This window comes from Quisquiliibacterium transsilvanicum (genome assembly GCF_014202215.1).
GTDB lineage: Bacteria > Pseudomonadota > Gammaproteobacteria > Burkholderiales > Burkholderiaceae_E > Quisquiliibacterium > Quisquiliibacterium transsilvanicum.
The window spans coordinates 39,254-64,333 of the sequence record NZ_JACHGB010000008.1; the positions used below are offsets into that span (position 1 = coordinate 39,254).

A 25,080-nucleotide genomic window follows, 5' to 3' on the forward strand; every position below is an offset into this window, starting at 1 on the left:
TCGAAGGCGGAAGTTTATGTTATCGCCTGCCGGTTTCGAGCCCGTGCCGGCCCGGCGCGACGCTCAATCCCTCGCGTCGGCCACGGACTCCGCCCACGCCACCTGCCCCGGCAGGCAGACCGTACGCAGGTCGTAGTGCCGGCGCGCATGCTCCCGCGCGGCGGCACCGAGACGGACACGCGCGCCAGGATCCTCCAGCAGCCCGCAGACCTCATCGGCCAGCGCGGCGACGTCGAGGAAACCCGCCATGCGCCCGGTCTCGCCGTGGACGATCGCCTCGCGCACCGGCGGCGTGTCGCTGGCAACGATCGCGCAGCCCGCGCTCATCGCCTCGAGCAGGCTCCAGCCCAGCACGAAGGGATAGGTCAGGTAGACGTGCACTGCGGAGACCCGCAGCAGCGCCAGGTAGCGCTCGTAGGGCAGCCTGCCGGTGAAATGGACCCGCGCAGGGTCGATGCGCGCGCGCACCTCGTCGAGGAACACGTCCTTCCAGCTGCGACCGCCAGGCGCGGGCGCGCCGTAGCTCAGGCCGTCGCCCCCGACGATCACCACGCGGGCGCCCGGGCGGCGGCGCAGGATCTCCGGCAGCATCCGCATGAACACGTGATAGCCGCGATAAGGCTCGAGGTTCCGGTTCACGAAGGTGATGATCTCGTCGCCCGGGACCAGGCGCAGCGGAGCTTCCGCTTCCGCAAGTTCGAAGAACGCCGAGGGGTCGGGCGCCACCCGGTCTGTATCGATGCCGTCATGCATCACCGAGATGCGCGGCCTGAACGCGTCCGGGAAACTGTCGGCCTGCCAGCGGGTCGGCGACAGCCCGGCATCGGCGGCCTGGAAATGCAGCAGGTTGTTGACCCCCTTGAGCCGGATCCGGCAGGGGTCGCCAGGGTCAGTGGCTGGGAACTCCGGGTCGAAGCCGACGTCGGCGCCGGATGCCCGGTAGTGGAACTCGCAGTAGATGCCCAGCCGCGCGCGGGGCCAGACGTCCTTCAGAAAAAGGCTCTCGCCCCAGCCCGGATGGGCGATCACCACGTCGGGCTCGTAGCCCGCTTTCCGCATCGCGAGGGCGGCGCGGAAAGCCGCCTCGCCCCGGATCACCTTGGACTCAAGATCGACCAGCCAGGGATGGATGCCCTGCGTGCTGCCACGCTGCACTCGGTAGGTCGCAATCCGGACGCCCTGCCACACCTTGGGCAGCCCGGTGCGCATCGTGAGCACGCCGACCTCATGGCCGCGCGCGGCAAGCGCGGGCGCCAGGTGCAGGAACTGCCCCGGGAAATTCTGGTGAACGAAGAGGATCTTCAAGCGGGTCGCCGCAGTTCGTCGATGATGGAAACGACCTCGCGCGGGTGCCTCAGGCCTCCACCACCGCGACCACCTGGCCCTCGGCGACCGTGTCCTGCTCGGCGACGCGCACCTCGACCAGATGGCAGTCGCGGGGAGCGCCCACCGGAATTTCCATCTTCATCGACTCGATGATCAGGATGGTGTCGTCGCCGGCCAGCGCCGCGCCCGGTTCCGCTTCGATCTTCCAGACCCGCCCCGCAACCTCGCTCTTGACCTCGATCCGCGCCATCTGCTTCCTCTCCTGGTTGTTTCGACGATCGCCGCCGCGCTGCCCGCCTCCATCGGCGGGCGAGCCGCTCCGCGCAAGCGGTCGATCTTAGCCGAGCGCGCACGCCGGCCTGGTTCCGATTCCCGGAACGACGGGCGGCGCCGCGCTCCGCCCCGCATGCCGAATCCGGGCCCGCCCGCCGGCCGGCCCGCAAGGGATGTGTGATGATCGACGATCCACAAGACACAGACCAGGAGACACAGCATGGGCACGGTCGATCTCGTCATCCGCGGCGGCACCCTTTACGACGGCACCGGCGCCGCCCCCTACCAGGCCGACATCGCGATCGCGGACGGCCGCATCGTCGAGGTGGGCGAAGTGCGTGCCCGTGGCCGCGAGGAGATCGACGCCCGCGGGCTGATGGTCACGCCGGGCTGGGTCGACATCCACACTCACTACGACGGGCAGGTGACCTGGGACTCGAGGCTCTCGCCCTCGTCGAACCTGGGCGCCACCACGGTGCTCGCAGGCAACTGCGGCGTGGGGTTCGCGCCCGCGCGGCCCGCCGATCACGACACGCTGATCCGCCTGATGGAAGGCGTCGAGGACATTCCCGGCGCCGCGCTCCACGAAGGGCTCTCATGGCAATGGGAGAGCTTCCCGGAGTACATGGATGCGATCGAGCGACTGCCGCACGACATCGACGTCGCGGTCCAGCTGCCGCACGGCGCGCTGCGCGTCTACGTGATGGGCGAGCGCGGCGCAAACCGCGCGCCCGCCACTGCCGACGAGATCGAACGGATGCGCGCGCTCACCGCCGAGGCGATCCGCGCCGGCGCGCTGGGCTTCTCCACAACCCGCACCATGATCCATCGCACTGCCGACGGCGACCTGACCCCCACGGTGCGCGCTGCCGCCGACGAGATGATCGGCATCGCCAGCGGCCTGCGCGATGCCGGTTCGGGCGTGCTGCAGGTGGCCTCGGACTTCGCCGACATGGACCAGGAGTTCGAGCTGCTGTGCGAGCTCACCCGGGTGTCGGGGCAGCCGCTCTGCTTCAGCCTCGTGCAGGTCGACCGCGTCCCCGACAACTGGAAAGCGCTGCTCGATCGCCTCGACCGCGCAGCGGCCGCCGGCGTCAACATCAAGGCCCAGGTCGCCAGCCGTCCGGTGGGACTGATGCTCGGCCTGCAGGGCTCGGCGCATCCGTTCATCTCGCGACCGTCCTACCAGGCCATCATGGACCGGCCGCTCGAGGAACGCGTGGCGATCATGCGCGACCCTGCCTTCCGCGCGCAGCTGATCGCCGAGAACCCCGAGAAGGGCCATCCGTTCATCAACTCCCTGGCGGACGCCCAGCACAAGATGTTCGAGCTGGGCGACCCGCCCAACTACGAGCCCGACCCGAAGGACAGCATCGGCGCGAAGGCACTGGCGCTCGGTGTCAACCCGGACGAGCTCGTCTACGACGCGCTGCTGGCCGACGAAGGCCGGGCCTTCCTGTACTTCCCGATGCAGAACTACGCGGCCGGGGACCTGGAGGTGGTGCGCGCGATGCTGGAGAACCCCAACACGCTGAGCGCGCTGTCCGACGGCGGCGCGCACGTTGGCGCCATCTGCGACGTGAGCATGCCCACGTCGATGCTCACCCACTGGTGTCGGGACCGCACCCGCGGCCCCAGGCTGGACCTGGTGCAGGCGATCAAGGGCCAGACCCACGATACCGCCCGGGCGGTAGGCCTGGCGGACCGGGGCGTCCTCGCCCCGGGCTACCTTGCCGACGTCAACGTGATCGACTTCGAGCGGCTGCGCCTGACGGCGCCGCGCATGGTCTACGACCTGCCCACCGGCGCCCGCCGGCTGATGCAGGAGGCCGAGGGCTACGTGGCCACGATCAAGACCGGCCAGGTCATCTACCGCAACGGCCAGCCCACCGGCGCGCTGCCCGGGCGGCTGGTACGGGGGCGCCAGGCGGGTCCGAAGCAGGCCGTGGCTGCGGAGCCGGCTCTGGCCTGAAGTCCGGCCGCGGAACCGGCGCTGGCCTGGCCTGGAAAGGCGCAGGCGGCGCCGGAGCCCGCGGTCCGATCGTGCGCAGCCGGAACGCAGGCGACCCCCCCGGCCCGATTCAGCGCGCGTCGGGGTCCAGGTACACCGCCCGGCACCAGATCTCCGTCACCTGGGTGCAGAGCCGGTCGAGGTCGAGCGGCCGCTCGAAGGGCTCCAGACCCGCCACTGCCCAGGAATGGGCAGCACCTTCCACCATCAGCCCCAGCGAGAGCGCAGCGGCATCCGGGTCAATCGGATGGCAGCGGCCGTGACTGCGCTGGCGCTCCAGGTGATCGCGCACGCGGCGAAGGTAGGCCCTGCGCATCCGTGACCGGATCCCGGCGATCTCCGGATTGACGTAGGCGGCCTCGGCGATCGCCCGGATCAGGCCGCGGTTCGCCATGAAGATCTCGAGGTAGCGCCGGTTGCCCGCATGCACGCGCTCGCGCAGCGTGGTGCCGCTGCGCACCCGCGACGAGGCCAGCACCTCATCGACCACCGCGCCGATGATCTGCAGGAAGACGTCATGGGTGCCGCGAAAATACTGGTAGAAAGCCGCCCGGCTCAGCCCGGTGCCCGCCACGATGTCCTGCACCGTGGTGCGGCTGTAGCCCTTCGCCGAGAACGCATTGCGCGCAGCAGCCAGGAACATCTGCTCGGTCGCCTCCGCGCTGTTGCGGGTGCGCCGCAGCAGCGGCGCGCGCTCGCCTCCGGCAGCAGTTGCGCCCGCGACCGGCACGGAGTCGCCGCTCGGGGGCGCCCCCTCCAGGGCCGGGGACTGACGTTCGAGATCGCTGATGGGCATCGAATCTGGCTGTTCTGCTCCGGGTGAGTCCGCAAGTGCGCCAGCAACGGGGCATGGCGGCCAGTGCCTGCCAGTGTATCGCCTGACGGCACCACCCCATCCCGGGCGATTCCCCGCCCGGCGCGAAGCGGGCTGACCGCCCGTGCGGCTGCCTCCGGATTGTTCCGCAAAACCGTGCGCAACCCTGTGGACAATAACTGGAGAGCCGCCCCAAAGCCTTGCAAGGCGCGGGTCTCCAGTCCATGCCCACCGATTGGGCAGCCGGCGTCCCGGCGCCGGATCTCGACCCTCGACCGCGAGCCGGACCGGTGCGATGATCCTTCGCACCACTACACACCCCTCGAGGGGAGGAGACAAGCATGCCGACCGATTCCCGCCGTCGTCAGATCCTCGGCTCGCTTGCCGCAACCGGGCTCGCAGCCGCTGGCGTGGGCCCTGCCCGCGCGCAGGCGTGGCCGTCCAAGCCGATCCGAATCTTCGTGGGCTTCAACCCGGGCGGCACCACCGACCCCTATGCGCGCGTCTACGGCGAAATCCTCGGGCAGCGCCTCAACGCGCCGGTCGTCGTCGAGAACCGCCCTGGCGCAGGGGGAACACTGTCGCTGGGTGCGCTCGCCCGCGAACCGGCCGACGGGCACACCATCGGCATCACCACGTCCACCTCGGTCTGGGGCGCGCGCACGCTCTATCGCCGGCTGCCCTACGATGCCGATCGCGACTTCGTGCCGCTGGGCTGGTTCCCGGTCGGACCGCTGCTGATGGCGGTGCCCTCCACTCTGCCGGTCAACGACGTCAAGGAGTGGGTCGATTACGCGCGCAAGAATCCGGTCTCGATGGCGAGTTACGGCCCGGCCTCGGTGCCGCACCTTGCCACCGAGGAGTTCAACAAGCGCTACGGCACCAAGATCAACGTCGTCCATTACAAGGGTGAAGGGCCGATGTGGCCGGACGTGAGCACCAGCGTCACGCAGGCGGGAATCGGCAGCTACATGGCGCTTGCCCCGCACATCGCGCGCGGCTCGGTGAAGGTGCTGGCCTCGGTGGGCGACGAGCGCTCCCCGAAGCTTCCCCAGGTCACCTCGTTCGCGTCGCAGGGCTTCGACGGCGAGATCTTCCGGCTCAGCGGCGGGCTGCTGATGGTGGCGCCTGCCGCCACCCCCGAGGACGTGCTGCAACGGATCTCACAGGCATTCGTCGAAGGCGCGGACTCACCGAAGGCGGTCGCGCTGCGCGAGGCCTTCGCGATCGGCGACAAGCCGACCACGATGGACGAGGCGAAAAGGAAGTGGCGCGAAGAGAGCCCGATCTGGATCAGGCTGACGGACCAGCTGGGGATCAAGCTGGACTGAGCGGAGGGCTCCGCCCGCCCTTGACCGCGGTGCGCGCCCTCGGCGCCACCGCGGCGCTACGCGGGCTTCGGGACGACCACGGACTTCGTCACGCGCGCGGTCGCGATCATGGTCTCACCGACGCGGGCGGCCACGTCGACGAACGCGAGGCTGCGCCCGAGGCGGGCGACCTGCGCCGCCAGGACGACGCGGTCGCCGAACGCCGCGCCGCGCATCACCGAGACGTGCAGGTCATGCGTCACGGCATGCCGATCCGGCGCGAGCCGGGTCAGCAGCGCCAGCATCGCCACCGCGTCCATCAGCGCATAGAGCACGCCGCCGTGCAGGCCGCCGAAGGCGATGTGCTGCAGATCGACCACGAATCCGGCGCTCGCCTTGCCATCGGCGGATGCCTCGAACGCGAGGCCGAGGTGACGATGGAGCGCAAACTCGAGAAGGATCTGCTGGCGGGGGCTGGGTTGGATCGTGGTCATCGCTCGTGTGCTTTCTCGCGCAGCCGGCTTGCTCCTCCCGCAAAACAACAACGCCCGCTTGCGCGGGCGTGATTGCTTGGCGGAGACGGAGGGATTCGAACCCTCGATGCAGTTTTTGGCCGCATGCTCCCTTAGCAGGGGAGTGCCTTCGACCTCTCGGCCACGTCTCCTGGCTTCGAATTGTTCACTCGATGCCGGCTCGGGGCGAATTGTATCCGAAAAAGCGCGGCCGCCCGAATGAGCCGGCCGCGCGGCGCGATCAGTAGGTAATTGGCGGCGTAATCGGCACGAACTTGCCGCCACGCGCCTGCATCACCATGGTGGCGCGCACGCCAAGGCGCTCGGTTTCGCTGAAGCTCACCGGCGAGGCGCCGAAGGCGGAAGTCCAGTTGCGCACCTTCTCCAGCCCTTTGACAAGGCTGTCGACGGTGAGGTCGCGGCCGGCATTCTTCGCGCCCTCTGCAAACAGCATCACGCTGGTGTAGCCGAAGACGATGCCGTCCTCGGGGCTCTTGCCGAACCGGGTCTTGTAGCGTTCGATGACGCCCTTGGCCGCCGGCGGCTGCTCCGCGGAATCCAGAGGCAGGAACTGCGACTGGCCGTATAGCCCCTCCATGGTTTCGGCGCCGGCGATCGTGAACACGGCCGAGTTGGTGCCGGCCACGTTGACCATCATGTCCACCGGCCAGCCCTGCTTGCGCGCCTCCATCTTGGCCGCTGCGGTCTCGCGAACGATGGTGCCGAGGATCAGGACGTCGACATTGGCCGCCTTGAGCCGTGCGATCTGCGAGGAGTAGTCGATTGCGCCGCGCTTGTAGCTCGCGCGTTCGATCAGGCTCAGGCCGTGAACCTTCAGTTGCTCCTCGGTGGCGCGCAGCACGTTCTGGCCGGTCTCGTCATCCTGGTACAGCACGCCGAAGCGGCGCTTGCCCAGCTTCTCGTACGCCCACTTCACCTGGGCGCGCACCTGCTCGCCGTAGGGCGAGGACAGCGCGAACTTCAGCCTGTGGAAGGGCGTGTAGGTGAAGTCGGCAGGCGTGCCAGGGAACAGCAGGGGCACGCCGCGCTCCTGAATCAGCGGCATCGATGCCTGCGTGGGCGCGGTGCCCAGCGGCGCCACCATCGCGAACACCTTGTCCTGCGTCAGCAGCTTCTGGGTGGCCAGGACCGCCTTCTTGGGATCGAAGGAGGTGTCCTCGACGACCAGGCGCAGCTTGCGTCCGTGGATGCCGCCGGCGGCATTGATGTCCTCGACGGCGAGCACCATGCCGTCGCGCAGCGGGCCGCCCAGCGCAGCCACCGGTCCGCTGAGGTCCTGGTGCGAGCCGATCAGGATCTCGGTTTCGGTGACGCCCTGGGTGGCCTGGGCGAATGCAGGGGCGCTGGCGGCGAAAGCCGCGAGCGTGACTGCGGCGCGCAGGCGCGCGCCGGTTTTGCGGAAAAACATCATGGTGTCTCCTCGTCGTTGTTGCGGCGCGGGCGCTCTGCGGCGCCGGTCACCGTCGACGGGGAGTCTGTCACCGAGGCGCCTGCGGATGCAACCGCCGCCCCCGGCTTGCACGCAGGTCAGGCGGGCGGCTGGTCCAGTTCGAAGGCCTTGTGCAGCGCCCGGACCGCGAGTTCCATGTACTTGTCGTCGATGATCACCGAGATCTTGATCTCGCTGGTGGAGATCATCTGGATGTTGATGCCCTCCTCCGACAGGGTGCGGAACATCAGGCTGGCGAGGCCGACGTGCGAGCGCATGCCGATGCCGACCACCGAGACCTTGGCGATCTTCGGATCGCCGGTGATCTTGCCCGCGCTGATCGGCCCCTTGACCTTCGCATCGAGCACCGCGAGCGCCTTCTCGTACTCGTTGCGGTGGACCGTGAACGAGAAGTCGGTCATCCCCGCCTCGCTGGCGTTCTGGATGATCATGTCGACGTCGATGTTGGCGTCGGCCACCGGGCCGAGAATCTGGTGTGCGATGCCCGGGCGGTCGGGCACGCCCGACACGGTGATCTTGGCCTCGTCGCGATTGAACGCGATCCCGGAGATGACCGCCTTTTCCATTTTTTCGTCTTCCTCGAACGTGATCAGGGTGCCCGACTGCGCCTCCACCTCCACAGGGATATCCGGGGGCGTGAGGCTCGAGAGCACGCGCGTCTTGACCTTGTACTTGCCGGCGAACTCCACCGAGCGGATCTGCAGCACCTTGGAGCCCAGGCTGGCCATCTCGAGCATTTCCTCGAAGGTGACCTTCTCGAGCCGGCGTGCCTCGGCGACGATGCGGGGATCGGTGGTGTAGACCCCGTCGACGTCGGTGTAGATCAGACACTCCGCGGCGCCCAGGGCCGCTGCGACCGCCACCGCCGAGGTGTCGGATCCGCCCCGGCCCAGCGTGGTGATGTTGCCGGCGGGGTCGACGCCCTGGAAGCCAGTGATGATCACCACGCGCCCGGCCTCGAGATCGGCGTGCACCCGCTCCGGCTCGATGGCCTCGATGCGCGCCTTGGTGAAGGACGAGTTGGTGCGCACCGGCACCTGCCAGCCGGCGTAGCTCACCGCGTCGACGCCGATCGCCTTCAGCGCCATCGCGAGCAGCCCCACCGAAACCTGCTCGCCGGTGGCCGCGATCATGTCGAGCTCGCGCGGATCGGGCTGATCCTGGATCTCCCGCGCCAGGCCGAGCAGCCGGTTGGTTTCGCCGGACATCGCCGACGGAACGACCACCATCCGGTGGCCGGCGGCGTGCCACTTGGCCACGCGCTTTGCGACGTTCTTGATGCGCTCGGTCGAGCCCATCGAGGTGCCGCCGTACTTGTGAACGATCAGGGACATGGCTGGATTCCACCCGCTCGAAGCGGGCCCGCTGGTCTGCGCAAAACCCGCGATTATACGTGAGGGGCGATCCAGCATAGACGCACCAGGCGCCCGGTGCGCGGCCAGCCGGGGCTGTGATCCATGCCCAGCCCGGCCGCGAACAACAGCCGGTCGTCAGCCTCGACGAGAGGCAGCGAGGGCCTCAGCCAGGCGGGAATCCCGCGCTCCTGGTAGAGATTCTTCAGCGTCCGGGCGCGGCCTCCGGGCTGCGCGCGCAGCCGCAGCATGGAGTCCGGACTGCGGACCGTGAGCGGACGTCCGCGCAGCCACTCCGCGCTCACGCCCCCGACCTGCGCTACCTGCGCTACCTGCGCCGGGCCATCCTCGTCGAACTGCAGCATGCCTGCGAAGCCCGGCACCGCAAGGCTGGGCTCGCCTTGCCAGGCAAGCGAGACAGCGTCCCGCGCAGCCACGACGAGGCCCTGCGCAACGGGGGCGGCAGCGATGCGCCGCCGATGGCGGCGCAGCAGCAGGCCCTCGTGCGCGACCTGTCCGTACGCTCCCGCAGCCAGCACCAGCTGGCGCTCGATCTCCCTCAGCTTCGACTCGGTGGGCGCGCGCGCGCCCAGCAATTCGAGCCACAGCCGCAGCGCAGCCGCCCGTCGCGGTGCTGGCAGCCGGGCGAGCGCGTCCGCATCCAGCGCCACAGGCGCAGCGCCGTCCGCGGGAAGACCGGCAGCCGACGACCCTGCAGTCCGCTGCGCGCGCTGCCCTGGGCACCCGCCGAGCGCAGTCGCGTCGAATTTCGCGTCGATGGAGTTCGCGTCGACGCACGCGCCGCGCAGGTCGATGCGCGCCAGCGCCTCGATCGCGGCGCGCGCCTCGTCGAGCCGCAGGCCCAGGCGGAGCAGATTGTCGCGAAAGGCCGGAGCCACCGCGTCCATCACCGGCAGCACCCGATGCCGGAAGGCGTTGCGCAGCAGCGCCGGATCTTCGTTGCTGGGATCCTCGACCCAGCGCAGGCCATGGCGCTGCGCGTAGAAAGCGAGTTCGGCGCGTGACAGGCCGAGCAGCGGACGCAGCAGCGGCACGCCCTCGCGGCGCCCGCTCGCCTCGATGCCTGCCAGCCCGTCCACGCCGCTGCCGCGCGCGATGCGCATCAGCATCGTCTCGACCTGGTCGTCCGAGTGGTGGGCGGTCAGCACGCCGAGCGCGCCGTGACGCACCGCTGCGCGGATCAGCGCGGCGTAGCGCCGATCGCGCGCCCAGGCTTCGACGCTGGCGCCGGGCGCAGGCGCGTCCTCGACCCGATGGATCTCGCAGGCCACGCCCAGCCGTCCGGACTCGCGCTCGCAATGCGCCTGCCACGCATCGGCGGCCGGCTGCAGGCCGTGATGCACGTGGACCGCCACCAGCCGGGCGCCTGCTGGCGCGCCGGACGCGGCGGCGTGCAGCAGCACTGTGGAATCGAGTCCGCCGCTCCAGCCGATCACGAAGACCGGCGGATGCGGCAAGGGCCCCGCAGCCGCGCAGGCCTCGCCGAGCGCCCGCGCGAGCGCCGCGACGACGGGATCAGCGTCCTTCGCCGATCTCCTTGAATTTTCCATAGGCCAGAAGCCTCTCCTGCCGCTGCCGGACCAGATCGGACGGCTTGACGTCCTGGAACTGGCGCAGGGCGTCGCCGAGCGCGCGGCGCAGCAACTGCATCATCTGCGCGGGGTCACGATGCGCGCCGCCGACCGGCTCGCTGACGATCCGGTCGACCAGGCCCAGGGCCTTGAGGCGGTGGGCGGTGATGCCGAGGATCTCGGCGGCGTCGGGCGCCTTGTTGGATGCGCCCTTCCAGAGGATGGCCGCGCAGCCCTCGGGCGAGATCACCGAGAGCACCGCGTATTGCAGCATCAGCGTGATGTCGGAGACCGCGATCGCCAGCGCGCCGCCGGAGCCGCCCTCGCCGATGATGGTGGTGACGATCGGCACCCGCAGCGCGGACATCTCGTAGAGGTTGCGGCCGATCGCCTCGGACTGCCCGCGCTCCTCGGCGCCGACGCCCGGGAAGGCGCCAGGCGTGTCGACGAAGGTGAAGATCGGCAGGCCGAATTTCTCGGCGAGCTTCATCAGGCGCAGCGCCTTGCGATAGCCCTCTGGGCGCGGCATGCCGAAATTCCGGTAGCCCCGCTCGCGGGTGTCACGGCCCTTCTGGTGCCCGATCACCATCACCGGCGTGCCGTTGAAGCGGGCCATCCCGCCCACGATTGCGGGATCGTCGGAGAAGGTGCGGTCGCCGTGCAGTTCGTGGAAATCGGTGAACAGCGCGGCGATGTAGTCGAGCGTGTACGGGCGCTGCGGGTGGCGCGCCACCAGGGCCACCTGCCAGGGGGTGAGCTTCGCGTAAGTGTCCTTGACGAGCGACAGGCTCTTCTTCTGGAGGCGCTCGATCTCGTCGGCGATGTCGACCGCCGATTCACCCTGCACGAACCTGAGCGAATCGATCTTCTGCTCAAGGTCGGCAATGGGCTGTTCGAAATCAAGAAAGGTGGTTTTCATCGAATCTCCGGGACAGCGGGCGGTGCGCGAAATGCCGCCGGGGCGCATCGTAACGCCGGGCGAAGCACATGTCGATTCCCGCGCCAGCCATCGTTTCAAGGACTTCCATCACGCCGGCAGCGAGGCCGGAAAAGCTCAGTAGTCGACCGGAACGGCCTCCAGGCTGCGCCACAGGTACCAGGTGGCGACCGTGCGCCAGGGGCGCCAGCGCTCGCCAAGCGCGGCGGCGGCCAGGCGCACCTGCCGGCCCGGAACGCCGGCAGGGCTGTCGGGCAGGTGCGCCGGATAGTGCTGCTGCAGCGCGCGCAGCACGCCGAGGTCGTCGACCGGCAGGATGTCTGGGCGCAGCAGATTGAAGATCAGGAACATCTCGGCCGTCCAGCGCCCGATGCCGCGCACCTCGACGAGCTCCGCGATGAGCTCCTCGTCGGCCAGCGCGGGCCAGCGGGCCGGATCGACCGCGCCGCTGTGGAAACGCTGCGCGAGATCCTTCAGGTACTCGGCCTTGCGCATCGACAGCCCGGCGCCCGCCAACGTACCGACCCGCATCCGCGACACCCGCTCCGGCGAAACCTCGCGCGCCGCTCGGGCGAAACGATCCCAGACCGCCTGCGCCGCCTTCACCGAAATCTGCTGCCCGACGATCGAGCGCGCCAGCGTCTGGAAGGGATCGCCGCGCGGTACCGGATGCGTGTCCGCACGCGCGGAGATCAGGCGGCCCATCACGGGATCCGCCAGCGACAGCTCGTCGCAGGCCTGCGCCCAGTAGTCCGGGCCGCTCATGGCCTCAACCGCGCCGCCATGTGGTGCCGGCGGGGCCGTCCTCGAGGATGACACCCCGGGCCAGCAGCTCGGCGCGGATGCGGTCCGCCTCGGCGAAGTCGCGCGCCTTCTTGGCCGCCGCCCGCGCGGCCACCGCCTGCCCGATCTGCACGTCGTCGGCGCCTGCGTCCTGCGCTGCGTCGCTGCCCAGCAGGCCGCCGCGGCGCGCCTCCTCGGGGTCCTTTGCAAGCAGCCCGAGCACGCCCGCGAGCGCGCGCAAGCGGGCCTCCAGCGCGGGGTCGCGGCTGCGATTGAGCTCGGTGGCCAGTTCGAACAGCACCGACAGGGCCACCGGGGTGTTGAAGTCGTCGTCCATCGCCTCGCGGAAGCGCCGCTCGTGCGTGCCGCTCCAGGCGATCGCCGCTGCGCTGGCATCGCCCCGGAACTCCGGCGAGAGGGCGGTGTACAGGCGCAGCAGGCTCGCGCGCGCATCCTCGAGGTGGGCATCCGAGTAGTTCAGTGGACTGCGATAGTGCGCGCGCAGGATGAACAGCCGCACCACTTCGGCGTCGAACTTCTGCAGCACCTCGCGGATGGTGAAGAAATTGCACAGCGACTTGGACATCTTCTCCTCATCCACCCGCACAAAGCCGTTGTGCATCCAGTAGCGCACGAAGGTGCAGCCCAGCGCCCCCTCGCTCTGCGCGATCTCGTTCTCGTGGTGCGGGAACTGCAGGTCGGCACCGCCGCCGTGGATGTCGATCGTGTCGCCCAGCAGCGAGGTCGACATCGCCGAGCACTCGATGTGCCAGCCCGGGCGCCCCGCGCCGAAGGGCGAACCCCATTTCGCCTCGTCCGGCTCGCCGGGCTTCGCTGCCTTCCAGAGGACGAAGTCGAGCGGATCCTGCTTGGCGTCCGCCACCGACACGCGCTCGCCGGCGCGCAGGTCGTCCAGGCTCTTGCCTGAGAGACGGCCGTAGCCCTCGAAGCGGCGCACCGCGAAGTTCACGTCGCCGTCGGCGGCGCGGTAGGCATAGCCGTTTCCCTCGAGCCGCTCGATCAGGCGGAGCATCTGCGGCACGTAGTCGGTGGCGCGCGGCTCGTGGTCCGGCGGCTGCACGCCAAGCGACCGCTCGTCCTCGTGCATGTACCCGATGAAACGACTGGTGAGCGCGCGCAGGGTCTCGCCGTTCTCCACCGCCCGCCGGATGATCTTGTCGTCGATGTCGGTGATGTTGCGGACGTAGGTGACCTGGTAGCCGGTGGCGCGCAGCCAGCGCTGCACCACGTCGAAGACGACCAGCACACGCGCATGGCCGACGTGGCAGTAGTCGTAGACGGTCATTCCGCAGACGTACATGCGGACACGGCCGGGTTCCAGCGGAACGAAGTCTTCCTTCTGCCGGGTAAGAGAATTGTGGAGTCGGAGCATGGGGCGGGCGTGACGCCGGCGCTGCCGCCAGGCCCTCACCGGTGGCAACCGGGGCCGGCGCACGAGGCGGCCACGCCGGGCGGATTGCTAGAATGGCGCGATGAAAACCAGTATAGCACCGGGGTTCCCGGCGATCCGCAGCATCGCAGCAGCCGCCGCGCTCGCCGCAGCGGCCGCAATTGCGCCGGCCTTCGCACAGCAAGCGCCGGGCGCAAGCCCCGGGGCGCCGCCGGCCGCAGCCGCCGCAGTGCCCGAACAGTCCGACCCGCGGCGCGTCGCAGCCGCCGTCGCGCGGGTGCAGACGCTGCGCAAGGACGGCCGCACCCAGGACGCGCTGCAGGAGCTGGAGCTGGCGCTCAGGGCCGCGCCGCGCGACGCGCAGCTGCGCTTCCTCTATGGCGTCACGGTGGCCGAGGCCGGCCGCCGCGACGATGCGATTGCCGTGTTCGAGCAGCTGACGGCCGACTTCCCGGAGCTGCCGGAGCCGCACAACAACCTCGCGGTGATGCACGCGGCCGTCGGCGACCTGGACCGGGCGCGCGCCGCGCTCGAGAACGCGGTCCGCGCGCTGCCGGGCTACGCGCTGGCGCACGAGAACCTGGGCGACGTCTACCTGCGCATGGCAGAGCGCTCCTGGGAGCGGGCCAGCCGCGCCGACGCCCGCAACCGCAGCGCCCCTGCCAAGCTGGCGCTGGCGCGCGATCTGCTGCAGCGCGTGGCGCTCCCCGCACCAGGGGCAGGCTCTGCGAGCGCGCAGCCCGCGACCACGCAGCCCCCGGCCACGCAGCCCGCGAGCCCGTCGCGCCCCGGCGACCGCGCCGCGCCGGCCCGCTGAGCCCCACGCCCGGCAGCCGCGCCGGCTCCGCCCCGCGCCCGAACCCCAGGCCATCCCTCTTCCAGTTCCACAACGGAGAACCTCCATGCTGAAGAAGCTTCCCCTGATCGGTGCGATGTTCGTCGCACTCACCGTCGTCGAGGACGGCGCCGCCGCTGCGAACCCGCAGGTCCTGATCAAGACCTCGATGGGCGAGATCGTCGTCGAGCTCTATCCGGACAAGGCGCCCAAGAGCGTCGAGAACTTCCTGCAGTACGTGCGCGACGGCCACTACAACGGCACCGTCTTCCACCGCGTGATCGGCAACTTCATGATCCAGGGCGGCGGCTTCACCCCGGACTTCTACAAGCCCGGCACACCCGACTTCGGCCAGAAGAAGACCCGCGCGCCAATCCCGCTCGAATCGAAAAACGGACTGCGCAACGACGCCGGCTGGCTCGCGATGGCGCGCACTTCCGCGCCCGACTCCGCCACCGCGCAGTTCTTCATCAACACGGTCGACAACGCGAACCTGAATCATCCCCAGCCGGACGGCCACGGCTACGCGGTGTTCGGCAAGGTGATCAAGGGAATGGAAGCGGTCAACGCGATCAAGGCGGTCAAGACCGGCCGCATGGGCCCGTTCGGCGACGTGCCCGCCGAACCGGTGACGATCGAGTCGGTGTCGGTGGTCGGCGGACGCTGAGCCCCGCAGCGCGGTGCCTGGTCGGCTGGCCCCGGAGATGACCGAACCGCGTCGGATCGAAGTGCGCCCGGACGACCGGGCGCTGTTCGCGTCCGACATGCACCTGGGCGGGCACGACCCGGCGACCGCCGAATTTTTCCTGGAGCGCCTGCGCCTGCTGGCACCAGGCGCGACCCACCTGTTCCTGCTCGGCGACCTCTTCGAGGCCTGGGTCGGGGACGACTGGGCGGATGCCGTCTGCCAGCGAACGATCGACGCGCTGGCAGGACTGTCGCGCGGCGGCTGCCGCATCCACGTGATGCGCGGCAATCGCGACTTCCTGCTGGACGTGCCACTTCCCCCATCGCCCACGCAGGCCGGTGCGGGCTTCGCCGCGCGCACCGGCGCCACGATGCTGCCGGACCCCTGCGTGATTTCCCTGTTCGGCGAGTCGGCCCTGCTCGCGCACGGCGACGCGCTGTGCACCGATGACGGCGACTACCAGCGCTTCCGCGCGCTCACGCGCGACCCGTCATGGCAGCGCGCCTTCCTCGACAAGCCGATCGACGAGCGGATCGCGATCGCCCAGGACCTGCGGGCGCGCAGCGAACTCTCCAAGACCGCGAAGGCCGAATACATCATGGACGTCAACGCCGACGCGGTCGACGCTGCGATGCGCTCCGCCTGCGTCCGCCTGCTGATCCACGGCCACACCCATCGTCCGGCGCGGCATGCCATCGTGCTCGACGGTGCGCCGGCGATGCGCATCGTGCTGCCGGACTGGGACGCCGCGCAAGGCCGCGGCGGCATGCTGGCCGTCACCGCCGCCGGCATCGAAGACGCCTGAGCCGGACTGCCCGTCCACGCGGCCCGCGCATCCGCGCGTCCGCGCCTGGGGTCAGTCCACCATGCGGTTCAGCTTGCCCGCATCCAGCGGCTCCACCTGCTCGTCACAGCAACCGCCCAGGCGCTTGACCACCTGCTGCAGCTGCTCGATCTGCCGGTCCTGCTCGGCGACGTGGTCGATCAGCCGGTGCAGCGCCGCCGCCAGCGGGTCGTTCGCGCCCTGGGTGACCGCGTAGGCGGAGAAGCCCATTCTCGCGGCCTGTTCCTCGCGTCGCCGGTCGTCATCCTCAAGGATGTAGCGCGCCGGGATTCCGACCGCAGTGGCCCCGGCCGGCACGGCCTTGATGACCACCGAGTTGGAACCGATGCGCGCGCCGGCGCCCACCGTGAACGGGCCCAGCACCTTGGCGCCCGCCCCCACCACCACGCCCTGCTCCAGCGTGGGATGGCGCTTGGCCCGGTTCAGCGCGGTGCCGCCCAGGGTCACCCCCTGGTAGATGGTGCAGTCGTCCCCGATCTCGGCGGTCTCGCCGATCACCACGCCCATCCCGTGATCGATGAAGACGCGGCGTCCGACGGTCGCCCCCGGGTGCACCTCGATGCCGGTGAGCCAGCGCCCGAGCGACGAGAGCCAGCGGGCGGGAACGGTGAAACCCATCCGCCAGAGCCAGTGCGAGAGGCGGTGGATCGCCAGCGCATGCACGCCCGGATAACAGAGCAGCACCTCCAGCGCCGAGCGCGCCGCGGGGTCCTTCTCCATGATCGTCGCGATGTCCTCGCGCAGACGCTCGAATGCCAAGCCGCTCTCCCTCAGGCGCCCATGGGGCGCGTCGACCGCGCGGCGGCAGGCCGCGCGAGCAGCGAATTCTAAGCCCGGCGCGAATCCCCTGCCCGGAGCGCATGTACGCGGCCAAGGCCGCGGTCGGTCACGAAGCCGGGGTTCGGCGCGCGCAGTGGGCCGCGCCGTGGGCCGTGCCGTGGGCCGTGCCGTGGGCCGTGCCGTGGCTCGCGCGGTGGCCCGTGCTCAGCGGCCCGGAGCGGCGTCGCCCCCGACGCGACCATCGTCCGCGGGGCGGGCGCCGGGACGCGCGGTCCAGGCGCGCCCGGCGTCCTCGGTCAGCTTGCACACGCCGCGCAGCAGCTGCACCTCCTCGGTCTCGAGCCGCGCGCGGCCGAACAGGCGGCGCATGCGCGGCATCAGCTTCTTGGGGTGGGCCGGATCCAGGTAGCCGATCGCCACCAGCGCGCGCTCGAAATGGGCGAAGAAACCCTCCACCTCGCCCTGGCTTGCCAGGCGCCCAGCCGCCGCATCGCCGCTCGCGGGCTGCTCGCCTGCCGCCGCGATCGCCGCCCGCCGGAGCACGTACGCGACCAGCTGCACTGCCTGCGACAGGTTCAGCGAACAGTAGTCGGGGTCTCCGGGGATCGAACACAACCGCTGGCAGCGCGAGACCTCAGTGATGGACAGACCCGTGCGCTCGGTGCCGAACACCAGCGCGACGCGATGCGCCGGATTCGCGGCGAGCTCGTCGAGCACGTCTGCCATCGCTTCCTCGGGGAGCTGCGGCGGCGGACCGAACTCGCGCGGACCGGCGCTCACGCCGACCACGAGACTGGCATCGGCGAGCGCCTCGTCCAGCGAGCCGAACACCCGGGCCGCCTCGAGGACGTCGGTGGCGCCGCTCGCGAAGGCGATCGCTTCCGGGTGGCGGGTGCAGTCCGGCTCGCGCGGATCCACGAGAGCGAGGTCGCGCAGCCCCATCACCCGCATCGCGCGCGCACTGGACCCGACGTTGCCCGGATGGCCGGGCCGGACGAGGACCACGCGCACCCTTGCGAGGGCGTCAGGGGCGTGTCTGTGGAGTGGATTCAAGGGTCAGCCCGCAGGAAAAGCCGTGATTCTAGGCCCGATCCCTTAGAATGGAGGGTTTTCGAGGTCCCGCCAATGCACCCGATGCTCAATGTTGCGGTTCGCGCCGCCCGCCGTGCCGGCCGCATCATCAACCGCGCCAGCGTCGATCTCGAACAGGTGAAGGTCACGCGCAAGCAGACCAACGATTTCGTCACCGAGGTCGATCACGCCTCCGAGGCGGCGATCATCGACACGCTGCTCACCGCCTACCCCGACCACGCCATCCTGGCCGAGGAATCCGGCCACCGCCCCGGCAAGGGCGCAGCCACCGCGATGCACGAGGCCGAGCACGTCTGGGTGATTGACCCCCTGGACGGAACGACCAACTTCATCCACGGTTTCCCGCAGTACGCGGTTTCGATCGCGCTGATGCAGCGCGGCCTGGTCACGCAGGCCGTGATCTACGACCCGACGCGCGACGAACTCTTCACCGCGTCCAAAGGGCGCGGTGCCTTCCTGAACGACCGCCGCATCCGGGTCTCGCGCCGCACCAAGGTCGAAGAGTCGCTGATCGGAACCGGCTTCCCCTACCGCCAGCTCGACCAGCTCGACGACTACCTGCAGCTGTTCAAGCTGGTCACGGAAAAATCGGCCTCGGTGCGCCGGCCCGGCGCGGCAGCGCTGGATCTCGCCTACGTCGCCTGCGGCCGCTACGACGCGTTCTTCGAGTTTGGCCTGGCACCCTGGGACGTCGCCGCCGGCAGTCTGCTCATCACCGAAGCTGGCGGCCTGGTCGGAAATTTCTCCGGCGACGCCGACTACCTGTTCAGCGAGCAGGTGCTGGCCGGCACACCCAAGGTGTTCGGCGCGTTGCTCGCGCTGGTCGCGCAGAGCCGCCGCGCCAATGCGCCGAAGACCGAGTGAAACCGTCCGCGGTTGCCTGATCCCGTTGCGGCGGTCACACTAGGATGACCCTCCGCGGCGCGGCGCCGCGGTTCGCGCAACGAACACGGACGTCCACATGTACAAACGGATCCTGGTCGCAGTCGACGGCAGTGCAAGCTCCGAGCTCGCGCTCGACGAAGCCATCAGGCTGGCGCTCGACCAGGGCGCGCAGTTGCGAATCGTCCATGCGCTGGACCAGGTCGCGCTGGTGCTCGACACGCCCTACGTCCTGCAGGAGTTCCTCGACGCCGCCCGCAAGGCCGGCGAGGAGATCCTCGAGCGGGCCAAGGCCCGCGCCAGGGAGGCCGGGCTGGACGCCGAGACCCGGCTGTCCGGCGCGGAATCCTTTGGTGAACGGATCGCCAGCCTGGTCAACACGGAGGCCGTCGAGTGGCCGGCCGACCTCATCGTGATCGGCACCCATGGCCGGCGAGGCTTCAGCAGCGTGCTGATGGGCAGCGTGGCGATGGGAGTTGTGCGCACCGCGACGGTACCGGTATTGCTGGTGCGGGGCGGCTGAGCCCCGGGACACCGCCGCCGGGGCCTGCGCCCCGCGGCGCTTCCTTGCCAGCGCCCCGCGCAGCCTTCGCTTCCCGCCCCGGCCCGCGGCCGCCCTGCCGGCGGCGATTCCGGACAGACCGCGCGCCGGCGCGCTTGCCGATCCTTGCCGCACGCGGATAATCCCGCCGTTCCCAACCGCGCTCGAGCTTCCAGACCCCGTGGCGACCCGATCCCAAGCCTCAGACGACCCGTACATCGCCGCCGGGCACACGCCGATGATGGCGCAGTACCTGCGCATCAAGGCCGAGCACCCCGGCGTGCTCCTTTTCTACCGGATGGGGGACTTCTACGAGCTCTTCCACGGCGACGCCGAGAAGGCTGCCAGGCTGCTTGGCATCACCCTCACGCGGCGCGGCAGCTCCGCGGGCGAGCCCATCCCGATGGCCGGCGTTCCGGTCCACTCGCTCGAGCAGTACCTCGCCAGGCTGATCCGGATCGGCGAGTCGGTGGCGATCTGCGAGCAGATCGGCGATCCCGCGCTCTCGAAGGGGCCGGTTGAGCGCAAGGTGGTCCGGATCGTCACCCCCGGCACCATCACCGATGCGCAGCTGCTCCCCGAGCGCGACGACCGGCTGCTGCTCGCGCTGCGCCCCGGCGCGCGGCGGGTGGCGGCGGCATGGATGGTGGTCGCCAGCGGGGAATGCTGGATCGCCGAGTTCGCTGCCGGGCAGCTGGCCGCAGAGCTCGACCGGCTCCGCCCCGCCGAGGTGGTGCTGCCGGAATCGGTCGATCCGGCCCGCCTGCCCGGCTGGCCCCAGGAGGCGCGCGGCACGGCGGCCGCTTCGCTGGCCCGGCTTCCCGACTGGCAGTTCGACGACGAGCGCGCAACGCGGCGCCTGTGCGAGATTCTCGGCGTCGGCGACCTGGCCGGCTTCGGCGTGGATGAGGCACCCGAGGCGGTCGGCGCCGCGGGTGCGTTGCTCGAGTACGTGGCGCGCACCCAGGGGCAGGCGCCCACCCACCTGCAGGGACTTCGCGTCCACCACGGCGACGAGTACCTGGTGGTGGACCCCGTCGCGCGCCGCAACCTCGAGATCACCGAGACGATGCGCGGCGAGGATGGCCCCTGCCTGCTTACGGTGCTGGATCACTGCGCCACCAGCGCAGGGGCGCGGCTGCTGCGCCGCTGGCTCCAGCTGCCGCTGCGCGCCCAGGCTGACGCGGCTCAGCGCCACCGCCGCGTGGCCGCGCTGCAGGCCGGCGCCACCGAACTTGATCTGGCGCTGCCCGGGCGCGAAGGGCGCCGCGCCGGCCTGCGCGAGGCGCTGGCGCAGACCGTGGATTTCGAGCGGATCGCGGGCCGGGTCGCGCTGCGCTCGGTGCGCCCCCGCGAGCTCGCCGCGCTGCGCGACGCGGCGCCGGCGGTGACGGCGCTCGCCGGCGGACTGCGCAGCCTCGACGCGGAGCTCTTCGGCCAGACCGCGGCCGCGCTCGAGCTCCCCCACGAAGCCACCGCCATGCTGTCCCACGCGCTCGCCGAGGAGCCGGCGGCGCTGGTGCGTGACGGCGGCGTGTTCCGGACCGGCTTCGACGCCGTGCTGGACGAGCTGCGGGCGATCGACGAGGGCTGCGACGGATTCCTCGCGGCGCTGGAGCAGCGGGAACGCGAGCGCACCGGAATCGGCAACCTGCGCGTCGGCTTCAACAACGTCCACGGCTTCTTCATCGAGGTCACGCACGGGCAGTCGGCCCGCGTGCCCGACGACTACCGCCGCAGGCAGACGCTCAAGAACGCGGAGCGCTACGTCACACCCGAGCTCAAGGCCTTCGAGGACAAGGCGCTGTCGGCGCGCGAGCGGGCGCTGGCACGCGAACGCGAGCTCTACGAGCAACTGGTCGACGCGCTCTCGGCTGCAGTGCCCGTCTGGCAGCGGGTGGGCCGCACGGTGGCAGAGGTCGACGTGCTGGCCTGCCTCGCCGAGCGCGCCCGCACCCTGGACTGGGTCGCGCCCGTGTTCACCGCGCTCCCCGGAATCGAGATCCGTGCCGGGCGCCATCCGGTGGTCGAGGCGAACGTCGAGCAGTTCGTGCCCAACGACTGCGTCCTGGACGACCGGCGCCGCATGGTGCTCCTGACCGGCCCCAACATGGGCGGCAAGTCGACCTACATGCGGCAGGTGGCGCTGATCGTCCTGCTCGCCTACTGCGGCAGCTTCGTCCCGGCAGACGCCTGCACGCTGGGCCCGATCGACCGGATTTTCACCCGGATCGGCGCCTCGGACGACCTGGCCGGCGGCCGCTCCACCTTCATGGTGGAGATGACCGAGGCGGCGGCCATCCTGCATGCGGCCACCGAGAATTCGCTGGTGCTGATGGACGAGATCGGCCGCGGCACCTCGACCTTCGACGGACTCGCGCTGGCGCATGCGATCGCCGCCCGACTGCTGTCGCACAACCGCGCCTTCGCCCTGTTCGCCACCCACTACTTCGAGCTGACGCAGCTGGCAGAGCGCTTCCCACAGGCCGTCAACCGGCACCTGGCGGCGGCGGAGCACCGCGGCACGATCGCCTTCCTGCACGAGGTCCGCGACGGTCCGGCCAACCGCAGCTACGGCCTGCAGGTCGCCCGGCTCGCGGGAATGCCCGCGCCGGTGATCCGCGCTGCCGGGCAGCTGCTCGAAACGCTCGAAGCCCGGGCGCACGACGGCGACGCACAGTTCGACCTCTTCGCGGCCCTGCCCGTGGACGACACGGCAGGCCCGTCGTCGGGGAATGGGACGGAACGCGCGAGCGCGGACGGCGAAGCGGGCGGGAAAGCGGCTGGAGAACCGGCAGAGGGTGGCGCAAGCGCCGCGACATCCGACCCGCAGGCCCTGGCGGTTCTGGACAGGCTGGCCCGGGTGGATGCCGACCAGCTCAGCGCGCGCGCGGCGCTCGACCTGGTCTACGAACTGAAGTCGGCGCTCGGAGGCTGACCGGGCGAGGCAGCGGCTGCGGCGACGCGCTCAGGGCGAGGCTGCCGTCGCGCCGCCCCTCCGCGCCGCGACGAGTTCAGTGCAGGCGCCTGACCTCGCGGGACATGCCGTGCTGCAATGGCGCATCGTCCGCGTCTTCGTCCTCATCGAATTCGCCGGCCTCGGCGCGCTCCTGTTCGACCTCCTCGACGGTTGCCTCGCGCACATCCGTGACGCGCAACTCGAAGCGCAGCGACATTCCCGCCAGCGGATGGTTGCCATCCAGCACCACCGCTTCGTCGGTGAAGTCGGTGACCGTGAAGATTCCCTCGGCCTCGTCGTCGCCCGGGACCCCTTCGAAGGTCATCCCAACCTCCAGCGTCTCAGGGAAGCCCGCGCGCGGCGCCAGCCGGACCAGCTCGGCGTCGTAGTCGCCGAAGCTGTCCTCGGGCTCCAGGTACAGAACGGTCTCGTAGCCGACCTCGTGGCCGGCCAGCGCCTCCTCGACCCGGGCAAAGACAGCGCCATAGCCGCCCTGCAGGTAGGTGAGCTCGCGCTCCGAAGGCTCGAGCGCCTCGCCCTGGGAATCGTAGAGCCGGTATTCCACCGTCACCCAGACGCCGTCTTCGATCATCATGTTCACCTCCGTCACAAGGCCGCGGCCGGCGCCGCGGGCGGCTCTGAGTTTAGACGAGATCGCCTGGGCGTCGCTGGCCTGCCGTCCGGCGCGCCCTGGCACACGGCCGTCGCGCGCCGCTTGCGCAGCCCGTTTCGCCGGCATTGGATATGAGCGACAGCTGCTCCAACAGTCACGAGGATCGCCCTCATGAGGCAAGCCGAACACATCCTGCTCGAGGGTCGCGAGGCCTTCGGGGACGCGCTGCTGAAGGTCCTCGCCTGCTGCCGCCGGGAGATCATGCTGGTCGACCGGGATCTGCAGGCCTGGCCCTTCGAGACGCCCGAGAACGACCGCGCGCTGGTCGCCGCCCTGCGGCGCGGTGCGCGGCTGCGCGTGCTGGTGGCCGATGCAGCGTGGCTCGAACGGCACGGTACCCGCTTCATGCGCACCCGCAGGGTGTTCGACGGGCGGATCGAGTGCCGCAGGCTCTCCCCTGCGCTGCGCGTGGACGAGAGCGCGCTGCTCGGCGACCGCCAGCATCTGCTGCGCCGCCTGCCCGGTGAGCGGCTGCGCGGCCGCTGCGCGATCGCGAGCCCGACCGAGGCGGAGCCGCTGGCCGCCAGGCTCGACGCCGCCTGGGAGGAGTGTGACCCCTGCCTGCCGTCAACCGTCCTGGGCCTGATGCGTTGAAATGAACGTCCGTAGTGGCAGCGCAGCAACCCTGCTCCGCGGGGCGCTGCACGGCACGAACGGCACTGGTATTATCACGGATTGCGTGCCTCGCATTTTTCGTGCATTGCCCGACGCCGCACGTCACAGGCACAACGGTTTCAGCAGATTGTTCTTCCACCCCTGTTTTCATCTGAAGGAAAAAGCATGAAGAAATCCCTCCTGGTCGCCTCCCTCCTGGCCCTGACCCTGACCGCTTGCGGCAAGAAGGAAGAGGCCCCCGCACCGGCTCCGGCCCCGACCGCTGCACCGGTCGAAGCGCCCAAGACCGAGCAGGCCGTCGAAGCCGCCAAGGACGCTGCCGGCACCGCCGTCGAAGCCGCCAAGGACGCCGCCGCTGCCACGGGTGACGCTGCTGCCGCCACCGGTACCGCAGTGACCGAAGCCGCCAAGGACGCCGCCGGCGCCGCCGTCGACGCCGCCGAGAAGGCCAAGGATGCCGCCGGCGCCGCCGTCGAGGCAGCGAAGGAAGAGCTCAAGAAGTAATCGGCTCGTCCGATGCGAAGGCCGGCTTCATGCCGGCCTTTTTTTTCGCCTGCCGGATCAGACCGCGACCCAGTCGATGCCGTCGTCCTGGTCCGCCACCATCACCGCCTCCGGCGCCTGCCCCCAGGCAGCGGCCAGCGCGGCGCGCGCAAGCTCCGGCCGGTTGTTCGATCGGCTCAGATGCGCCGCGACCACGGTGCGCAGCCGCGAGTGGTCGATCGCTGCGAGCAGTCCGGCCGCCGCCGCGTTGGCGAGATGGCCGTAGTCGCCGGCGATGCGCCGCTTGAGCGCAGCCGGGTAGTCGCTCGCCTCCAGCATCGCAGGGTCGTGGTTGCACTCGAGCATGATCGCGTCGAGCCGCTGCATCGCCCGGATCACGTGCGGCGTCGAATGCCCCAGGTCGGTCAGCACGCCGAGCCGGGAGACGCCATCGTCGATCACGAACTGGACGGGCTCGCGCGCATCGTGCGGCACGGCCACCGGCTCGATCACCACGCCCTCGATCTCGAACGGGCGATGCGGGTCGATGAAGCGCACCTGCGCCTGTGCGCGCATCGCGGCCTGACCGCCACGCGCCGTTCCTTGCGTCAGGAAGAGCGGCACGCCGAGCGCGGCCGCGAGCCGGGGCGCACCGCCGATGTGGTCGCCGTGCTCGTGCGTGACGAGCACCGCATGGAGGGCGCCGTCGCCGAGGCCCAGGCGATCCAGCCGCCGCCTCGCCTCGCGCACCCCGAACCCGCAGTCGATGAGCAGACGCACCGGGGCTTCCGGGCTGCCGCATTCCACCAGCAGCGCGTTGCCCTCGCTCCCGCTACCCAGGCTGTTGAATCGCATGCGTCCCGCTTCGGCGGCCGCGCACCGGATCGGCGGCCGCC

Annotated in this window: 24 protein-coding genes and 1 tRNA gene; 10 read left to right on the top strand and 15 right to left on the bottom strand. The window is 70.5% G+C overall.

What is annotated here, in order from left to right; genetic code table 11:
• Positions 1-63: 63 nt before the first annotated feature.
• Entirely contained in the window at positions 64-1,305 is a 1,242-nt protein-coding gene (locus HNQ70_RS18420; RefSeq protein WP_183970548.1) for a glycosyltransferase family 4 protein, read from the bottom strand.
• 49 nt (positions 1,306-1,354) lie between these two features.
• Positions 1,355-1,576, bottom strand: a complete 222-nt coding sequence (locus HNQ70_RS18425) for an acyl-CoA carboxylase biotin carboxyl carrier protein subunit (RefSeq protein WP_183970549.1) — start codon at positions 1,574-1,576, stop codon at positions 1,355-1,357.
• A gap of 243 nt (positions 1,577-1,819) precedes the next feature.
• Here HNQ70_RS18425 and HNQ70_RS18430 point away from each other — a divergent pair, with 243 nt between their 5' ends.
• Complete coding sequence (locus HNQ70_RS18430) at positions 1,820-3,571, top strand: N-acyl-D-amino-acid deacylase family protein (protein WP_183970550.1); 1,752 nt, start codon at positions 1,820-1,822, stop codon at positions 3,569-3,571.
• 109 nt (positions 3,572-3,680) lie between these two features.
• Here the strand turns inward: HNQ70_RS18430 and HNQ70_RS18435 are convergent, their stop codons facing one another.
• Positions 3,681-4,406, bottom strand: a complete 726-nt coding sequence (locus HNQ70_RS18435; RefSeq protein WP_183970551.1) for a TetR/AcrR family transcriptional regulator — start codon at positions 4,404-4,406, stop codon at positions 3,681-3,683.
• A 359-nt stretch (positions 4,407-4,765) separates the two neighbouring features.
• Between HNQ70_RS18435 and HNQ70_RS18440 the strand changes: the two genes are divergently transcribed.
• Complete coding sequence (locus HNQ70_RS18440; RefSeq protein WP_183970552.1) at positions 4,766-5,755, top strand: Bug family tripartite tricarboxylate transporter substrate binding protein; 990 nt, start codon at positions 4,766-4,768, stop codon at positions 5,753-5,755.
• Between the two features lie 56 nt (positions 5,756-5,811).
• On the opposite strand, the gene HNQ70_RS18445 is transcribed toward HNQ70_RS18440, so the two are convergent.
• The 8 genes from HNQ70_RS18445 to cysS all read right to left on the bottom strand — a co-directional run bounded on the left by HNQ70_RS18445 (position 5,812) and on the right by cysS (position 13,774).
• Positions 5,812-6,228 (bottom strand): PaaI family thioesterase, encoded by a 417-nt coding sequence (locus tag HNQ70_RS18445; protein WP_183970553.1) that lies wholly within the window; start codon positions 6,226-6,228, stop codon positions 5,812-5,814.
• A 77-nt stretch (positions 6,229-6,305) separates the two neighbouring features.
• Positions 6,306-6,398, bottom strand: a tRNA-Ser gene (locus HNQ70_RS18450).
• Between the two features lie 89 nt (positions 6,399-6,487).
• Positions 6,488-7,675 carry an ABC transporter substrate-binding protein gene (locus HNQ70_RS18455; RefSeq protein ID WP_183970554.1) on the bottom strand — a complete coding sequence of 396 codons (1,188 nt, stop codon included), beginning with the start codon at positions 7,673-7,675 and terminating at the stop codon, positions 6,488-6,490.
• Between the two features lie 119 nt (positions 7,676-7,794).
• On the bottom strand, positions 7,795-9,051 hold the full coding sequence (locus HNQ70_RS18460; RefSeq protein ID WP_183970555.1) for an aspartate kinase: 1,257 nt from the start codon (positions 9,049-9,051) through the stop codon (positions 7,795-7,797).
• Between the two features lie 53 nt (positions 9,052-9,104).
• Positions 9,105-10,640: a tRNA lysidine(34) synthetase TilS gene (gene tilS / locus HNQ70_RS18465; RefSeq protein ID WP_183970556.1), complete on the bottom strand. Its 1,536-nt coding sequence runs from the start codon at positions 10,638-10,640 to the stop codon at positions 9,105-9,107.
• Positions 10,606-11,580, bottom strand: coding sequence for an acetyl-CoA carboxylase carboxyltransferase subunit alpha (locus tag HNQ70_RS18470; RefSeq protein WP_183970557.1), 975 nt, complete (start codon positions 11,578-11,580; stop codon positions 10,606-10,608). Before HNQ70_RS18470 ends, tilS begins: the two co-directional genes overlap by 35 nt.
• Positions 11,581-11,715: 135 nt before the next feature.
• Positions 11,716-12,363, bottom strand: a complete 648-nt coding sequence (locus HNQ70_RS18475) for a DNA-3-methyladenine glycosylase family protein (protein WP_183970558.1) — start codon at positions 12,361-12,363, stop codon at positions 11,716-11,718.
• 4 nt (positions 12,364-12,367) lie between these two features.
• Positions 12,368-13,774: a cysteine--tRNA ligase gene (cysS, locus tag HNQ70_RS18480; RefSeq protein ID WP_183970559.1), complete on the bottom strand. Its 1,407-nt coding sequence runs from the start codon at positions 13,772-13,774 to the stop codon at positions 12,368-12,370.
• A gap of 100 nt (positions 13,775-13,874) precedes the next feature.
• On the opposite strand from cysS, the gene HNQ70_RS18485 reads away from it, so the two are divergent.
• The 3 genes from HNQ70_RS18485 (at position 13,875) to HNQ70_RS18495 (ending at position 16,120) form a co-directional block, all read left to right on the top strand.
• A complete protein-coding gene (locus HNQ70_RS18485; protein WP_183970560.1) occupies positions 13,875-14,609 on the top strand; it encodes a tetratricopeptide repeat protein in 735 nt (244 codons plus the stop codon).
• A gap of 85 nt (positions 14,610-14,694) precedes the next feature.
• A complete protein-coding gene (locus HNQ70_RS18490; protein ID WP_183970561.1) occupies positions 14,695-15,294 on the top strand; it encodes a peptidylprolyl isomerase in 600 nt (199 codons plus the stop codon).
• Positions 15,295-15,331: 37 nt separating this feature from the next.
• The gene (locus tag HNQ70_RS18495) at positions 15,332-16,120 is read left to right on the top strand and encodes a UDP-2,3-diacylglucosamine diphosphatase (protein WP_183970562.1); all 789 of its coding nucleotides are present in this window, start codon (positions 15,332-15,334) and stop codon (positions 16,118-16,120) included.
• Positions 16,121-16,171: 51 nt separating this feature from the next.
• Here the strand turns inward: HNQ70_RS18495 and cysE are convergent, their stop codons facing one another.
• Together cysE and HNQ70_RS18505 are read right to left on the bottom strand one after the other, a co-directional pair.
• A complete protein-coding gene (gene cysE, locus HNQ70_RS18500; RefSeq protein WP_183970563.1) occupies positions 16,172-16,918 on the bottom strand; it encodes a serine O-acetyltransferase in 747 nt (248 codons plus the stop codon).
• Between the two features lie 225 nt (positions 16,919-17,143).
• Positions 17,144-17,944 (bottom strand): RNA methyltransferase, encoded by an 801-nt coding sequence (locus HNQ70_RS18505; protein ID WP_343060831.1) that lies wholly within the window; start codon positions 17,942-17,944, stop codon positions 17,144-17,146.
• A 120-nt stretch (positions 17,945-18,064) separates the two neighbouring features.
• On the opposite strand from HNQ70_RS18505, the gene HNQ70_RS18510 reads away from it, so the two are divergent.
• The 3 genes from HNQ70_RS18510 (at position 18,065) to mutS (ending at position 22,392) form a co-directional block, all read left to right on the top strand.
• Positions 18,065-18,895, top strand: a complete 831-nt coding sequence (locus HNQ70_RS18510; protein WP_183970565.1) for an inositol monophosphatase family protein — start codon at positions 18,065-18,067, stop codon at positions 18,893-18,895.
• A gap of 97 nt (positions 18,896-18,992) precedes the next feature.
• Complete coding sequence (locus tag HNQ70_RS18515) at positions 18,993-19,436, top strand: universal stress protein (RefSeq protein ID WP_183970566.1); 444 nt, start codon at positions 18,993-18,995, stop codon at positions 19,434-19,436.
• Positions 19,437-19,635: 199 nt separating this feature from the next.
• The gene (gene mutS / locus HNQ70_RS18520) at positions 19,636-22,392 is read left to right on the top strand and encodes a DNA mismatch repair protein MutS (RefSeq protein WP_425504392.1); all 2,757 of its coding nucleotides are present in this window, start codon (positions 19,636-19,638) and stop codon (positions 22,390-22,392) included.
• 76 nt (positions 22,393-22,468) lie between these two features.
• On the opposite strand, the gene HNQ70_RS18525 is transcribed toward mutS, so the two are convergent.
• Positions 22,469-23,008, bottom strand: a complete 540-nt coding sequence (locus HNQ70_RS18525; RefSeq protein ID WP_183970567.1) for an FKBP-type peptidyl-prolyl cis-trans isomerase — start codon at positions 23,006-23,008, stop codon at positions 22,469-22,471.
• Positions 23,009-23,197: 189 nt separating this feature from the next.
• On the opposite strand from HNQ70_RS18525, the gene HNQ70_RS18530 reads away from it, so the two are divergent.
• Positions 23,198-23,680, top strand: a complete 483-nt coding sequence (locus HNQ70_RS18530) for a DUF7931 domain-containing protein (protein WP_183970568.1) — start codon at positions 23,198-23,200, stop codon at positions 23,678-23,680.
• A 186-nt stretch (positions 23,681-23,866) separates the two neighbouring features.
• The gene (locus HNQ70_RS18535) at positions 23,867-24,205 is read left to right on the top strand and encodes a hypothetical protein (RefSeq protein WP_183970569.1); all 339 of its coding nucleotides are present in this window, start codon (positions 23,867-23,869) and stop codon (positions 24,203-24,205) included.
• 57 nt (positions 24,206-24,262) lie between these two features.
• Here the strand turns inward: HNQ70_RS18535 and HNQ70_RS18540 are convergent, their stop codons facing one another.
• The gene (locus HNQ70_RS18540) at positions 24,263-25,039 is read right to left on the bottom strand and encodes an MBL fold metallo-hydrolase (protein ID WP_183970570.1); all 777 of its coding nucleotides are present in this window, start codon (positions 25,037-25,039) and stop codon (positions 24,263-24,265) included.
• Positions 25,040-25,080 lie beyond the last annotated feature (41 nt).

What these genes read in the sequence shown, in the direction of transcription:
- HNQ70_RS18425 (WP_183970549.1), bottom strand. Translation starts at nt 1,576, where the DNA reads ATGGCGCGGATCGAGGTCAAGAGCGAGGTTGCGGGGCGGGTCTGGAAG.
- HNQ70_RS18430 (WP_183970550.1), top strand. Translation starts at nt 1,820, where the DNA reads ATGGGCACGGTCGATCTCGTCATCCGCGGCGGCACCCTTTACGACGGC.
- HNQ70_RS18435 (WP_183970551.1), bottom strand. Translation starts at nt 4,406, where the DNA reads ATGCCCATCAGCGATCTCGAACGTCAGTCCCCGGCCCTGGAGGGGGCG.
- HNQ70_RS18440 (WP_183970552.1), top strand. Translation starts at nt 4,766, where the DNA reads ATGCCGACCGATTCCCGCCGTCGTCAGATCCTCGGCTCGCTTGCCGCA.
- HNQ70_RS18445 (WP_183970553.1), bottom strand. Translation starts at nt 6,228, where the DNA reads ATGACCACGATCCAACCCAGCCCCCGCCAGCAGATCCTTCTCGAGTTT.
- HNQ70_RS18455 (WP_183970554.1), bottom strand. Translation starts at nt 7,675, where the DNA reads ATGTTTTTCCGCAAAACCGGCGCGCGCCTGCGCGCCGCAGTCACGCTC.
- HNQ70_RS18460 (WP_183970555.1), bottom strand. Translation starts at nt 9,051, where the DNA reads ATGTCCCTGATCGTTCACAAGTACGGCGGCACCTCGATGGGCTCGACC.
- tilS (WP_183970556.1), bottom strand. Translation starts at nt 10,640, where the DNA reads ATGGAAAATTCAAGGAGATCGGCGAAGGACGCTGATCCCGTCGTCGCG.
- HNQ70_RS18470 (WP_183970557.1), bottom strand. Translation starts at nt 11,580, where the DNA reads ATGAAAACCACCTTTCTTGATTTCGAACAGCCCATTGCCGACCTTGAG.
- HNQ70_RS18475 (WP_183970558.1), bottom strand. Translation starts at nt 12,363, where the DNA reads ATGAGCGGCCCGGACTACTGGGCGCAGGCCTGCGACGAGCTGTCGCTG.
- cysS (WP_183970559.1), bottom strand. Translation starts at nt 13,774, where the DNA reads ATGCTCCGACTCCACAATTCTCTTACCCGGCAGAAGGAAGACTTCGTT.
- HNQ70_RS18485 (WP_183970560.1), top strand. Translation starts at nt 13,875, where the DNA reads ATGAAAACCAGTATAGCACCGGGGTTCCCGGCGATCCGCAGCATCGCA.
- HNQ70_RS18490 (WP_183970561.1), top strand. Translation starts at nt 14,695, where the DNA reads ATGCTGAAGAAGCTTCCCCTGATCGGTGCGATGTTCGTCGCACTCACC.
- HNQ70_RS18495 (WP_183970562.1), top strand. Translation starts at nt 15,332, where the DNA reads ATGACCGAACCGCGTCGGATCGAAGTGCGCCCGGACGACCGGGCGCTG.
- HNQ70_RS18510 (WP_183970565.1), top strand. Translation starts at nt 18,065, where the DNA reads ATGCACCCGATGCTCAATGTTGCGGTTCGCGCCGCCCGCCGTGCCGGC.
- HNQ70_RS18515 (WP_183970566.1), top strand. Translation starts at nt 18,993, where the DNA reads ATGTACAAACGGATCCTGGTCGCAGTCGACGGCAGTGCAAGCTCCGAG.
- HNQ70_RS18525 (WP_183970567.1), bottom strand. Translation starts at nt 23,008, where the DNA reads ATGATGATCGAAGACGGCGTCTGGGTGACGGTGGAATACCGGCTCTAC.
- HNQ70_RS18530 (WP_183970568.1), top strand. Translation starts at nt 23,198, where the DNA reads ATGAGGCAAGCCGAACACATCCTGCTCGAGGGTCGCGAGGCCTTCGGG.
- HNQ70_RS18535 (WP_183970569.1), top strand. Translation starts at nt 23,867, where the DNA reads ATGAAGAAATCCCTCCTGGTCGCCTCCCTCCTGGCCCTGACCCTGACC.
- HNQ70_RS18540 (WP_183970570.1), bottom strand. Translation starts at nt 25,039, where the DNA reads ATGCGATTCAACAGCCTGGGTAGCGGGAGCGAGGGCAACGCGCTGCTG.